The organism is Micromonospora sp. CNZ296 (assembly GCF_007827635.1).
Map to the genome: position 1 here is coordinate 125886 of NZ_VISW01000007.1, position 12746 is coordinate 138631.

The 12746-nt window shown below is 72.1% G+C and carries 11 protein-coding genes; 10 read left to right on the top strand and 1 reads right to left on the bottom strand.

Annotated features, from left to right (window positions below; genetic code table 11):
* The first annotated feature begins 104 nt into the window (after positions 1 to 104).
* The 7 genes from FB455_RS14015 to FB455_RS14045 all read left to right on the top strand — a co-directional run bounded on the left by FB455_RS14015 (position 105) and on the right by FB455_RS14045 (position 6817).
* Positions 105 to 1034, top strand: coding sequence for a Rossmann-like and DUF2520 domain-containing protein (locus tag FB455_RS14015; RefSeq protein ID WP_145753628.1), 930 nt, complete (start codon positions 105 to 107; stop codon positions 1032 to 1034).
* Entirely contained in the window at positions 1034 to 1876 is an 843-nt protein-coding gene (gene panC / locus FB455_RS14020) for a pantoate--beta-alanine ligase (RefSeq protein ID WP_013288960.1), read from the top strand. The genes FB455_RS14015 and panC overlap by 1 nt, the downstream gene beginning before the upstream one ends.
* A 30-nt stretch (positions 1877 to 1906) precedes the next feature.
* On the top strand, positions 1907 to 2338 hold the full coding sequence (panD, locus tag FB455_RS14025; RefSeq protein ID WP_013288959.1) for an aspartate 1-decarboxylase: 432 nt from the start codon (positions 1907 to 1909) through the stop codon (positions 2336 to 2338).
* 170 nt (positions 2339 to 2508) lie between these two features.
* Positions 2509 to 3402: a septum formation family protein gene (locus FB455_RS14030; protein ID WP_145753630.1), complete on the top strand. Its 894-nt coding sequence runs from the start codon at positions 2509 to 2511 to the stop codon at positions 3400 to 3402.
* A 62-nt stretch (positions 3403 to 3464) separates the two neighbouring features.
* Positions 3465 to 5156, top strand: coding sequence for an L-aspartate oxidase (locus tag FB455_RS14035; RefSeq protein ID WP_145753632.1), 1692 nt, complete (start codon positions 3465 to 3467; stop codon positions 5154 to 5156).
* The gene (gene nadC, locus FB455_RS14040; protein WP_047894238.1) at positions 5153 to 6049 is read left to right on the top strand and encodes a carboxylating nicotinate-nucleotide diphosphorylase; all 897 of its coding nucleotides are present in this window, start codon (positions 5153 to 5155) and stop codon (positions 6047 to 6049) included. The genes FB455_RS14035 and nadC overlap by 4 nt, the downstream gene beginning before the upstream one ends.
* Before the next feature lie 9 nt (positions 6050 to 6058).
* A complete protein-coding gene (locus FB455_RS14045; RefSeq protein WP_013288955.1) occupies positions 6059 to 6817 on the top strand; it encodes a type III pantothenate kinase in 759 nt (252 codons plus the stop codon).
* Between the two features lie 52 nt (positions 6818 to 6869).
* On the opposite strand, the gene FB455_RS14050 is transcribed toward FB455_RS14045, so the two are convergent.
* A complete protein-coding gene (locus FB455_RS14050) occupies positions 6870 to 7616 on the bottom strand; it encodes a class I SAM-dependent methyltransferase (RefSeq protein WP_013288954.1) in 747 nt (248 codons plus the stop codon).
* Between the two features lie 93 nt (positions 7617 to 7709).
* Between FB455_RS14050 and lysS the strand changes: the two genes are divergently transcribed.
* From lysS to FB455_RS14065, 3 genes are all read left to right on the top strand, one after another.
* Positions 7710 to 9218: a lysine--tRNA ligase gene (gene lysS, locus FB455_RS14055; protein WP_047894236.1), complete on the top strand. Its 1509-nt coding sequence runs from the start codon at positions 7710 to 7712 to the stop codon at positions 9216 to 9218.
* Between the two features lie 120 nt (positions 9219 to 9338).
* Entirely contained in the window at positions 9339 to 9689 is a 351-nt protein-coding gene (locus FB455_RS14060; RefSeq protein ID WP_013288952.1) for a histone-like nucleoid-structuring protein Lsr2, read from the top strand.
* Between the two features lie 517 nt (positions 9690 to 10206).
* On the top strand, positions 10207 to 12744 hold the full coding sequence (locus FB455_RS14065) for an ATP-dependent Clp protease ATP-binding subunit (protein ID WP_013288951.1): 2538 nt from the start codon (positions 10207 to 10209) through the stop codon (positions 12742 to 12744).
* The last annotated feature ends 2 nt before the right edge of the window (positions 12745 to 12746 follow it).

Genomic DNA, 12746 nt, shown 5'->3' on the forward strand with positions numbered 1-12746 from the left:
TTCCGGCGGTCGGTGAAGGTTTTCACACCTTCTTGTTTCGGGTCTGTCACCCGGGCGCATACTTGCCATCGACCGGTACCCCCTTCGAGGACTGGATCGCTGCCATGAGCGCACCGCTGCGCCCCCGGGCCACCGCTGCCCCGCTCGTCTTCCCGCGTACCCTCGCCGTCGGCGTCCTCGGCGCCGGCCGGGTCGGCGCCGTGCTGGGCGTGGCCCTCGCCGCAGCCGGTCACCGGGTGGTCGCCGCATCCGGCGCCTCGGGCGCGACACGGGCCCGGATGGCGCTGCTGCTGCCGCAGACCCCGCACCGCACCGCGTCCGAGGTGGCGCGTGCCGCCACCGACCTGCTGATCGTCGCGGTCCCGGACGACGCGCTGGCGGGCGTGGTAGCGGACCTGGCCGCGAGCGGCGCGCTGCACCCCGGCCAGGTGGTGGCGCACACGTCCGGCGCGCACGGGCTCGCCGCGCTGGCCCCGGCCGCCGAGGCGGGCGCCCGGCCGCTCGCGCTGCACCCGGCGATGACCTTCACCGGTACGCCGGACGACCTGTCCCGCCTGCCCGGCATCTCCTACGGGGTGACCGCCTCGGCCGAGCTGCGCCCGTTCGCGGCCCGGCTGGTGGCCGACCTGGGCGGCGTACCGGAGTGGGTCGGTGAGAACGACCGGCCGCTCTACCACGCGGCGCTCGCGCACGGCGCGAACCACCTGGTGACGCTCGTCAACGAGGCCGCCGACCGGCTGCGTGACGCCGGGGTGGAGCGGCCGGAGAAGGTGCTCGCCCCGCTGCTGCGGGCTGCCCTGGAGAACGCGCTGCGGCTGGGCGACGACGCGCTCACCGGCCCGGTGTCGCGCGGCGACGCGGGCACCGTGCGCCGGCATCTGGACCGGCTGGCGCGGACCGCGCCGGAATCCGTACCCGCGTATCTGGCGTTGGCACGACGGACGGCGGACCGTGCCGTCGCGGTCGGCCGCCTTCGCCCGGCGGACGCGGCCGCGCTGCGCAACGTGCTCGACGGAATCGAGGTGGCGGCCTGATGGCCGAGGTGCTGCACACGCGCAAGGAACTGGCGGCCGCCCGCGAGGCGATGGCCGGCCCGGTCGGTGTCGTCATGACCATGGGCGCGCTGCACGCCGGGCACGAGGCGCTGCTGCGGGCCGCCCGCGAGCGCGCCGGCCACGTCATCGTCACGATCTTCGTGAACCCGCTGCAGTTCGGCCCGAACGAGGACTTCGACCGCTACCCGCGCACGCTCGACACCGACCTGGAGATCTGCCGCCGGGCCGGGGTGGACGTGGTGTTCGCGCCCTCGGTGACCGAGATGTACCCGGAGGGCCGCCCGACGGTGCGGCTCGACCCGGGTCCGCTCGGCGAGGACCTGGAGGGCCTGAGCCGTCCCGGCTTCTTCCACGGCGTGCTCACCGTGGTGATGAAGCTGCTCCAGCTCACCCGCCCCGACCTGGCGTTCTTCGGCGAGAAGGACTACCAGCAGCTCACCCTGGTCCGCCGGATGGTCCGCGACCTCGACGTGCCGGCCGAGATCGTCGGCGTGCCGACCGTACGGGAACCGGACGGGCTGGCCATGTCCAGCCGCAACCGGTACCTGTCGGCGCCCGAGCGGGAGACCGCGCTGAGCCTGTCCGCCGCGTTGCGGGCCGGCGCGACGGCGGCCGAGCGGGGTGAGGACGCGGGCGCGGTGCTGGCCGCCGCGCACCGGGCCTTCGACGCGCCGGACGCGCGCCTGGACTACCTGGTGCTCACCGACACCGAGCTGGAACCCGGCCCGGTCGCCGGCCCGGCCCGGCTGCTGATCGCGGCCTGGGTCGGCGCCACCCGTCTGATCGACAACACGGCGATCCACCTCGCGCCGCGTCCCTGAACTCCACCACGAATGCGGAAAGGCACCCCGATGCTGCGGACCATGCTCAAGTCGAAGATCCATCGGGCCACCGTGACCCAGGCCGACCTGCACTACGTCGGCTCGGTGACTGTGGACGAGGACCTGCTCGACGCGGCGGACCTGATCCCCGGCGAGCAGGTCGCGATCGTGGACATCACCAACGGCGCCCGGCTGGAGACGTACGTGATCCCGGGGCAGCGGGGCAGCGGCGTGATCGGCATCAACGGCGCCGCCGCGCACCTGGTGCACCCCGGTGACCTGGTCATCCTGATCTCGTACGGGCAGATGGACGACGCCGAGGCCCGCGCGTACCGCCCCCGGGTGGTGCACGTCGACGCCGACAACAAGGTCGTCGACCTCTCGGCGGACCCGGCGACCGCGGCCCCCGGCACCGCAGGCGCCCCCGTCCCCAACCCCCTCGCCGCCGCGTCTCGCCGTTGATCTTGCAGTTGCGGCCCCCTCGTCGCCCCTTTTGTCAGGTCTGCGGGGGCGGCTAGTGCAAGATCGACGGGGCGGACGGGCGGGAAACGCGGTCTGTCACCGGAAGGTCATTTTCGGCTACCCTGGGCGGACCGTCGGGGATCGACGGTCGTCGGCTGGGGGAGGCCGCGATGCGCCGTGCGATGAGCTTCCTGGTCGCCGCGATGGTCGCGAGCGCCGCCCTGGCCGGCTGCGCCGGCGCCGGCGGTCTGGACGGCGACCTCACCGACGACTGGGCCGCGATGGCCGCACCCGGGCCGTTCACCCCGGCGGCCGGGGTCTGCCAGGTCGCCGACTTCACAGCGAGCGTCGGCCTCGCCGCGTACGCGCCGGTCGGCTGCGAACTGCCGCACCGGGTGGAGACGGTGCACGTCGGGGCGTTCACCACCGACCGGCCCACCCCGCCGCCGCTCGCCTCGCCCGAGCTGCGTACCGCGTTCGCCGACTGCGACAAGCGGGCCACCGGGTACGTGGGTGACGACTGGCGCGCCGGGCGGCTCCGGCTGGCAGTGGCGGTGCCGACGGGTGCCGGCTGGACGGCGGGCTCCCGCTGGTACCGGTGCGACCTGACCGAGCTGACCACCGTCGAGGCGGCGGCCACCGTGGTCACCCGGACGGGCAGCCTGCGCGACGCGCTCAAGACGCCCTCCCCGCTGCGGCTGGGCTGCCAGCGCTCGGTGCGGGACACGAACCGCGTGGAGCGGCTCAACCCGGTCGACTGTGCTGCCGCGCACGACGCCGAGTTCGTCGGCGTGTGGGCCGCGCCGGACCGCCCGTACCCGAAGAAGCCGGAGGACTGGGTGCCGCTCTACGACGGCTGCTTCGGCGTGATCGCCCGGTACGCCGGGGTGCCGGCCGACGGGCTCCTGCGCTACCGCAGCGACGTGGTGGTCCGTCCGCCCGCTGCCGGTCGCTGGGCGGTCGGCGACCGGGGCGTCCGCTGCTACCTGTGGCTCAGCGACCGTACGGTCACCACCTCGCTCAAGGGCGCCGGACCGGCCGGCCTCCCGCGCCGGACGAGGTAGCGGACCGCACTCGTCACGCCCCCCCGCGCCCGAGCCGAGTGCGCTTCGGGTTGACTGTGCTCATGGACCTACCGACCGTCGACCTGCCGGCGCTGCCCCGGCTGCTCGCCGCGCCCGCCCCCGGCTGGGTGGAGACGACAGACGTGATCGTGGTCGGCTCCGGCGTGGCCGGGCTGACCGCCGCGCTGCACCTGCGCGAAGCCGGCCTGCACGTCACGGTGGTCACCAAGGTCGACATGGACGAGGGCTCGACCCGCTGGGCGCAGGGCGGGATCGCCGCCGTGCTGGACCCGGCGGACACGCCGGACGCGCACGCGTACGACACGGAGGTCGCCGGCGTCGGCCTCTGCGACCCGGCGGCGGTCCGCGCACTGGTGGCCGAGGGGCCGACCCGGCTGCGTGAGCTGATGCGGATCGGGGCGGAGTTCGACCGCAACCCGGACGGCTCGCTGATGCTGACCCGGGAGGGCGGCCACCGGGCCGACCGGATCGTGCACGCGGGCGGCGACGCCACCGGGGCGGAGGTGCAGCGGGCGCTGCACGACGCGGTCCGCCGCGATCCGTGGATCCGGCTGGTCGAGCACGCGCTGGTGCTGGACCTGCTGCGCGCTCCCGGCGACGGGCCGGACGGGCTCGGCCCGGCCTGCGGCATCACGCTGCACGTGCTCGGCGAGGGCAGCGAGGACGGCGTCGGCGCGATCCTCGGCCGCGCGGTGGTGCTGGCCACCGGCGGGATGGGGCAGGTCTTCGCCGCCACCACCAACCCGGCGGTCTCCACCGGGGACGGGGTGGCGCTGGCGCTGCGCGCGGGCGCTGCAGTCACCGACGTGGAGTTCGTCCAGTTCCACCCGACCGCGCTCATCGTGCCGGCCGGTGGGCCGGGCGCGGGGCTGGCCCAGCAGCCGCTGGTCTCCGAGGCGCTGCGCGGCGAGGGCGCCCACCTGGTCGACGGCGACGGCAAGCGGTTCATGGTCGGCCAGCACGAACTGGCCGAGCTGGCCCCCCGGGACGTGGTCGCCAAGGGCATCCACCGGGTGCTGCTCGCCAGCGGTGCCGACCACGTCTTCCTGGACGCCCGGCACCTGGGCGGCGACTTCCTCGCCCGGCGGTTCCCCACCATCGTGGCGTCCTGCCTGGCCATCGGCGTGGACCCGGCGACCGACCTGATCCCGGTCGCGCCGGCCGCGCACTACGCCTCCGGCGGCGTCCGGACCGACCTGCACGGGCGCACCTCCATCCCCGGCCTGTACGCGTGCGGCGAGGTCGCCTGCACCGGCGTGCACGGCGCCAACCGGCTCGCCAGCAACTCACTGCTGGAGGGGCTGGTCTTCTCCCGCCGGATCGCCGAGGACATCGCCGCCGGGCTGCCCGAGCAGGCCCGCCCGGCGGAGACCGGCGCCTGGGTGGGCGGTCCGGGCGCGCTGGTGCCGGCTACGGGCACGGCGGAGCTGCAACGGGCGATGACGCGGGGCGCGGGAGTGCTCCGGTCGGCGCAGACGCTGGAGGCCACCGCCGCCACGCTCACCGGGCTGGGCGCGGGCCGGGGCGTGCCGCGTACCGCCGACTGGGAGGCGACGAACCTGCTGACTGTGGCGTCGACGCTGGTCGCCGCCGCGTACGCGCGCCAGGAGACGCGGGGCTGCCACTGGCGGGAGGACTTCCCGACGGCCGACGAGCGGTGGCTGGGCCACCTGGTGGCCGAGGTGGGTACGGACGGCCGGGTGGCCGAGCGCTGGGAGGAGAACCAGTCATGAGGGAGTCGACGGAGCGGGCGCTGCGGGACGGCGGCCTGGACCCGGAGCGGGTCCGGCACGTCATCGTCGACACGCTGCACGAGGATCTGGGGCCCGGCTTCCTCGACGTGACGAGCGTGGCCACCATCCCTGACGACCAGCACGACACGGCCGATCTGGTGGCGCGCGCCGACGGCGTGGTGGCCGGGCTGCCCGTCGCCGCCGCCGTGTTCGAGCTGGTCGGCGAGGTGACCGGCGCGGGGCGTACGGTCGAGGTCTCGCTCGTGGCAGGCGACGGGCAGCGGGTGGCGCGCGGCGACGTGCTGGCCACCGTGACCGGGCCGACCCGGCTGCTGCTGACCGCCGAGCGGACGGCGCTGAACCTGCTGTCCCGCATGTCCGGGGTGGCGACGCACACCCGGGCCTGGGCCGACGCGCTGGCCGGCACGAAGGCGATGGTGCTGGACACCCGCAAGACCACGCCGGGCCTGCGGGCACTGGAGAAGTACGCGGTCCGGGCCGGTGGCGGCACCAACAAGCGGATGGGCCTGTACGACGTCGCCATGATCAAGGACAACCACAAGGTCGCGGCGGGCGGGATCGCTGCCGCGTTCCGCCGGGTCCGGGAGGCGTTCCCCGACGTCGCGGTGCAGGTGGAGGTGGACACGCCGGCCGAGGCGGTGGAGGCGGTCGAGGCGGGGGCGCGGTTCCTGCTGCTGGACAACATGACCCCGGCGCAGCTGCGCGAGGTGGTGGCGTCGGTGGGCGACCGGGCGGAGCTGGAGGCCACCGGAGGGCTGACGCTGCCGATGGCCGCCGAGTACGGCGCGACGGGCGTCGACTTCCTCTCGGTCGGCGCGCTCACCCACTCGTCGCCGATCCTGGACATCGCCCTCGACCTGCGTGACGTCTAGGCTGCCGCTGTGCTGCTCTGCATCGACATCGGAAACACGAACACCGTGCTGGCGACCTTCGACGGCGACAAGCTGGTGCATTCGTGGCGGATCAAGACCGACGCCCGTTCCACAGCGGACGAGCTGGGTCTGATGTTCCGCGGACTGCTCGCCGGGGACGCCGTGGAGATCACCGGCGTGGCCGCCTGCTCGACCGTGCCGGCCGCGCTGCGCTCGCTGCGCACCATGCTCGACAGGTACTACGCCGACCTGCCCAGCGTGATCGTCGAGCCGGGTGTCCGGACGGGCGTGCAGCTCGCCATCGACAACCCGAAGGAGGTGGGCGCGGACCGGGTGGTGAACACGCTGGCCGCGTACACGCTCTACGGCGGGCCGTCGATCGTCGTCGACTTCGGCACCACCACCAACTTCGACCTGGTCAGCAGCCGTGGGGAGTTCCTCGGCGGGGCGTTCGCGCCCGGCATCGAGATCTCCTTCGACGCGCTGGCCGCCCGCGCGGCCCAGCTGCGCAAGGTGGAGGCGACCCGCCCGCGCTCGGTGATCGGCAAGAACACCGTCGAGTGCCTCCAGGCCGGGCTCTACTTCGGCTTCGCCGGCCAGGTGGACCGGATCGTCGAGCGGATGTCCGAGGAACTGGGCGGCGTGAAGGCGGTCATCGCCACCGGCGGCCTGGCCTCGCTGGTGCTCGGCGAGTGCCACACCATCACCCACCACGAGCCGATGATCACGCTGATCGGCCTGCGGATGGTCTACGACCGCAACGTCTGAGGTGCAAGGAAGGGCCCCCTGTTAACGCCTCCGGTAGAGGAGGGGCCCCTTCTTAACGCCGGCGCGCCCGGAGCACCATCGTGCGGTACGGCAGCTCCACGGCGTCCCGGCCGGCCAGGTCTGGGTGGCCGGCGAACAGCTCCGCCAGCTCCGCGTCGACCCGCCGCCGCTCGTCCGTGTCGGCGGTCAGCCAGAATGAGCGGGTGTGCAGCATGCCCACCACCTCGTCCGGCGTGAGCGTGGTGGCGTGCGGGAACTCGCCCACCTCGACAGCGGTGAAGGCGGCGCCGAAGTCCGCGTACCGCTGGGTCACGTCGCCCGCGTTGTCGCCGAGGTGGGCGATCCGGGTCAGCTCCGCGACCCAGCCGACCCGCTCGTCCCGGATGTTCCAGACCGGCGCGAACGTGCCGCCCGGGCGCAGCACGCGGGCCACCTCGGCGTGCGCCCGCTCCCTGTCGAACCAGTGGTAGGCCTGCCCGGCCAGCACCGCGTCCGCCGACCCGTCCGGCAGCGGCACCGCCTCGGCGCTGCCGGCCAGCGCCGTCGCACCCGGCGTCGCGGCGGCCAGTTGCGCCCGCATCCCCGGATCAGGTTCCACGGGTACGACGTGCGCCACCGGCCCGGTCAGCGCCAGCAGTCCCCGGGTGAGGATGCCGGTGCCGGCGCCGAGGTCCACGACCTGCGCGTCGAGCAGTCCGTCCAGCGCCCAGCGCAGCGCCGCCTCCGGATAACGGGGACGGAAACGGTCGTACTCGGCCGCGGCCGCACCGAACGAGAGGGCCGCAGTGGGGTCGGTCATGGCGGGCAGGTTATCCCGTAACGGCCGCCACGGCGCTTGAGTACGCTCATGTGCTGACCCCGCCGATGTCCCCAAGGCCTGAGGAAGCGTGCCGTGACCGAGCAGAACGCCCTGCCAACAGACCCCGCCGACGACCTTCCGGAGCAGATGAAGGTCCGCCGGGAGAAGCGGGACCGGATGCTCGCCGAGGGCGTCGAGCCGTACCCGGTGGGTTTCCCGCGGACCACCACGCTCGCGCAGCTGCGGGAGCGCTACGGCGACCTGCCCACCGACACCGCCACCGGCGACCGGGTCTCGGTCACCGGCCGGGTGATCTTCATTCGCAACACCGGCAAGCTCTGCTTCGCGACGCTGCGGGACGGTGACGGCACCGAGGTCCAGGCGATGCTCTCGCTGGACCGGGTCGGCGCCGAGCGGCTGGGGGACTGGAAGCGTCTGGTCGACCTCGGCGACCACGTGGGCGTGACCGGCGAGGTGATCACCAGCCGGCGCGGTGAGCTGTCCGTTCTCGCCGAGGAGTGGGCGGTGACCGCCAAGGCGCTGCGCCCGCTGCCGGTGGCGCACAAGCCGCTCAGCGAGGAGTCCCGGGTCCGCCAGCGCTACGTGGACCTGGTGGTCCGCCCGCAGGCCCGGCAGATGGTCCGCACCCGGGCCACCGCCGTCCGCAGTCTGCGCGACACCCTGCACGGGCAGGACTTCATCGAGGTCGAGACGCCGATGCTGCAACTGCTGCACGGCGGCGCGGCGGCCCGCCCATTCGTGACCCACAGCAATGCGCTCGACACGGATCTGTATCTGCGAATCGCGCCGGAACTGTTTCTCAAGCGTGCGGTGGTCGGTGGCGTCGACCGCGTCTTCGAGATCAACCGCAACTTCCGTAATGAGGGCATCGACTCTTCGCACTCGCCCGAGTTCGCGATGCTGGAGGCGTACCAGGCGTACGGCGACTACCACACGATGGCCGAGCTGACCCGAAATCTCGTACAGCAGGCCGCAGTGGCGGTCGCCGGCTCCACGGTGGTGACCCACGCCGACGGGCGTGAGTTCGATCTGGGCGGCGAGTGGCGGTCGGTGTCGCTGTTCGGTGTTCTTTCCGAAGCGCTCGGTGAGGAGGTCACCGTCCGCACCGAAAGGGCACGCCTGGTCGAGTACGCGGACAAGGTCGGTCTCTCCGTCGACCCGAAGTGGGGACCGGGCAAGCTGGCCGAGGAGTTGTTCGAGGAACTGGTCGTGCCTTCCCTTCGGGCGCCGACGTTCGTCATGGACTACCCGGAGGAGACCAGCCCGTTGACCCGGGCCCACCGCAGCGAGCCGGGCCTGGCCGAGAAGTGGGACCTCTACGTGCTCGGATTCGAGCTGGGCACCGCGTACTCGGAGCTGGTCGACCCGGTCGTGCAGCGGGAACGGCTGGTGGCCCAGGCGCAGCTCGCGGCGCGCGGCGACGACGAGGCGATGCGACTGGACGAGGACTTTCTCCGGGCCATGGAGTACGGAATGCCGCCGTCCGGCGGCATGGGAATGGGAATCGACCGGCTGCTGATGGCACTGACGGGGCTCGGAATTCGGGAAACGATCCTGTTCCCGTTGGTCCGGCCCGAGTAGGTGCTCCCCGCAAGCCTTCTCCGGCTCGTTACCCCGTCCTATTGACGGAACAAGCGCCGGACGGGTTATTGTGCTCGGTGTATTGCAGGAGTACAACCCTGCTCGAAAGGAATGTGGGACGTGGCCAAGCAGATCATTCACAAGCTGGTCGATGACCTGGACGGCGGGGACGCTGACGAGACCGTCAAGTTCGCGCTCGACGGCGTGCAGTACGAGATCGACCTCTCCGCTTCCAACGCCGGGAAATTGCGCGACGTATTCGCGCCGTACATCGCGAACGGAACGAAGGTCGGTCGCGGGGGTGTGGTCGTCGGTGGCCGGGCCGCTCGGGGCCGGGGCGGCGCGACCGCCGACCGCGAGCAGAACCGGGCCATCCGCGAGTGGGCCAAGAAGGCCGGCAAGGACATCTCCGACCGGGGGCGGATCCCGCAGGAGATCGTGGACGAGTACCACGCGAAGGCGGGGCACTGACCCCACCCTCGTCACGGGCGACGCGACGCCGGACCGGAGTGCCACTCCGGGCCGGCGTCGCCGTTTCCGTACCGGGGTCACGGTTGCGCCCAGCCGTCCCGTTCCCGTCGCCCCTGTGCCGGATGTCCGGTCCGGCCCACCGGGCCGCCCTCGCTCGCGGCGGACGGGAAGAAACCCCCGCCGGGGATGGTTGTCCACAGGCGGTGGAGACTTCATCCACAGGCTGTGGACGGCCCGGCGGACGCATCGGTTGCCGCCTCCGGTCCACTCGGCCGGCCGTTCGGGTGCCGGTCGAATTTCGCTCTGCGCGTACAGGCAGGGGCCCCGGAACACCTCCTGAGCGTGGACGGTTGTCAGAAACGACGTCGGAACGGGCATTCGCGGGGGCACACGACCTCAGCGAAGACGGTCCGCGGCGATAGAGTAAGGAGGCACGGACGCCCGTCCCGGACGTCCGCGCACCGGCCCCGCCGAGATCTGACCATCAAGGCGCACGGCACGTGAGGAGCACGAGGGCATGTTCGAGCGGTTCACCGACCGAGCGCGACGGGTTGTCGTCCTGGCCCAAGAAGAGGCCCGGATGCTCAACCACAACTACATCGGTACGGAACACATCCTGCTGGGCCTGATCCACGAGGGTGAGGGTGTCGCGGCCAAGGCCCTGGAGAGCCTCGGCATCTCCCTGGAGGGCGTGCGCCAGCAGGTCGAGGAGATCATCGGCCAGGGCCAGCAGGCGCCGAGCGGGCACATCCCGTTCACGCCGCGGGCCAAGAAGGTGCTGGAGCTGTCGCTGCGGGAGGCGCTGCAGCTCGGCCACAACTACATCGGCACCGAGCACATCCTGCTCGGCCTGATCCGCGAGGGCGAGGGCGTCGCCGCCCAGGTCCTGGTGAAGCTGGGCGCCGACCTGAACCGGGTGCGCCAGCAGGTCATCCAGCTGCTCTCCGGCTACCAGGGCAAGGAGCCGGCCGCTGCCGGTGCCGCCCCGGGTGAGGCCGCGCCGTCGACCAGCCTCGTGCTGGACCAGTTCGGCCGCAACCTGACCCAGGCCGCCCGCGAGGGCAAGCTCGACCCGGTCATCGGGCGCGAGAAGGAGATCGAGCGGGTCATGCAGGTGCTGTCCCGCCGCACCAAGAACAACCCGGTGCTGATCGGTGAGCCCGGCGTCGGCAAGACCGCCGTGGTGGAGGGCCTGTCCCAGAAGATCATCAAGGGCGAGGTGCCCGAGACGCTGAAGGACAAGCAGCTCTACACCCTCGACCTCGGTGCCCTGGTCGCCGGTTCCCGCTACCGCGGTGACTTCGAGGAGCGCCTGAAGAAGGTGCTCAAGGAGATCCGTACGCGCGGCGACATCATCCTGTTCATCGACGAGATCCACACCCTCGTCGGTGCGGGTGCGGCCGAGGGCGCGATCGACGCCGCCAGCATCCTCAAGCCGATGCTGGCCCGTGGTGAGCTGCAGACCATCGGCGCCACCACGCTCGACGAGTACCGCAAGCACCTGGAGAAGGACGCCGCTCTGGAGCGTCGTTTCCAGCCGATCCAGGTGGGTGAGCCGTCGCTGGCCCACACCATCGAGATCCTCAAGGGCCTGCGGGACCGCTACGAGGCGCACCACCGCGTCTCCATCACCGACGCCGCGCTGGTCGCCGCCGCCACGCTCGCCGACCGGTACATCTCCGACCGGTTCCTGCCGGACAAGGCGATCGACCTGATCGACGAGGCGGGCGCGCGGATGCGCATCCGCCGGATGACCGCGCCGCCGGACCTGCGCGACTTCGACGAGCGCATCGCCCAGGTGCGCCGCGACAAGGAGTCCGCGATCGACGCGCAGGACTTCGAGCGGGCCGCCCAGCTGCGCGACACCGAGAAGCAGCTGCTGGGGCAGAAGGCTCAGCGGGAGAAGGAGTGGAAGGCCGGTGACCTGGACGTCGTCAGCGAGGTCGACGACGAGCAGATCGCCGAGGTGCTCGGCAACTGGACCGGTATCCCGGTCTACAAGCTGACCGAGGAGGAGACCTCGCGCCTGCTGCGCATGGAGGACGAGCTGCACAAGCGCGTCATCGGCCAGGAGGACGCGGTCAAGGCCGTCTCGAAGGCGATCCGGCGTACCCGCGCCGGCCTGAAGGACCCGAAGCGCCCCTCCGGCTCGTTCATCTTCGCCGGTCCGTCCGGTGTCGGTAAGACCGAGCTGTCCAAGGCGCTGGCCGAGTTCCTGTTCGGCAGCGAGGACGCCCTCATCCAGCTGGACATGTCGGAGTTCCACGACCGGTACACGGTGTCCCGGCTCGTCGGTGCCCCTCCCGGCTACGTCGGCTACGACGAGGGCGGGCAGCTGACCGAGAAGGTGCGTCGCCGGCCGTTCTCGGTGGTCCTCTTCGACGAGATCGAGAAGGCCCACCCGGACGTGTTCAACACGCTCCTCCAGATCCTGGAGGACGGGCGCCTCACCGACGGCCAGGGCCGGATCGTGGACTTCAAGAACACGGTCATCATCCTGACAACCAACCTCGGTACGCGCGACGTCGCCAAGGCGGTCTCGCTGGGCTTCCAGGCCTCTGAGGACTCCGAGTCGAACTACGACCGGATGAAGCAGAAGGTCAACGACGAGCTCAAGCAGCACTTCCGGCCCGAGTTCCTGAACCGGATCGACGACACCATCGTCTTCCACCAGCTGCGTCAGCTGGAGATCCTGTCGATCGTCGACATCATGATCGCCCGGATCGAGACCCAGCTGCGGAACAAGGACATGGGTCTGGAGCTGACCGACAACGCGAAGAAGTACCTCGCGAAGAAGGGCTTCGACCCGGTGCTGGGTGCGCGGCCGCTGCGCCGCACGATCCAGCGCGACATCGAGGACAACCTGTCCGAGCGGATCCTCTTCAACGAGCTGACCCCGGGTCAGATCGTGGTCGTGGACTGCGAGGGCGACCCGGAGGACATCGACAAGTCCAAGCTCGTCTTCCGGGGCGCGGACCGGCCGGACGCCGTGCCGGACGCGGTCCCGGCGGACCTCGGCGGCACCGCCGCCACCGGCGCTGACGACGCCGCATAAGT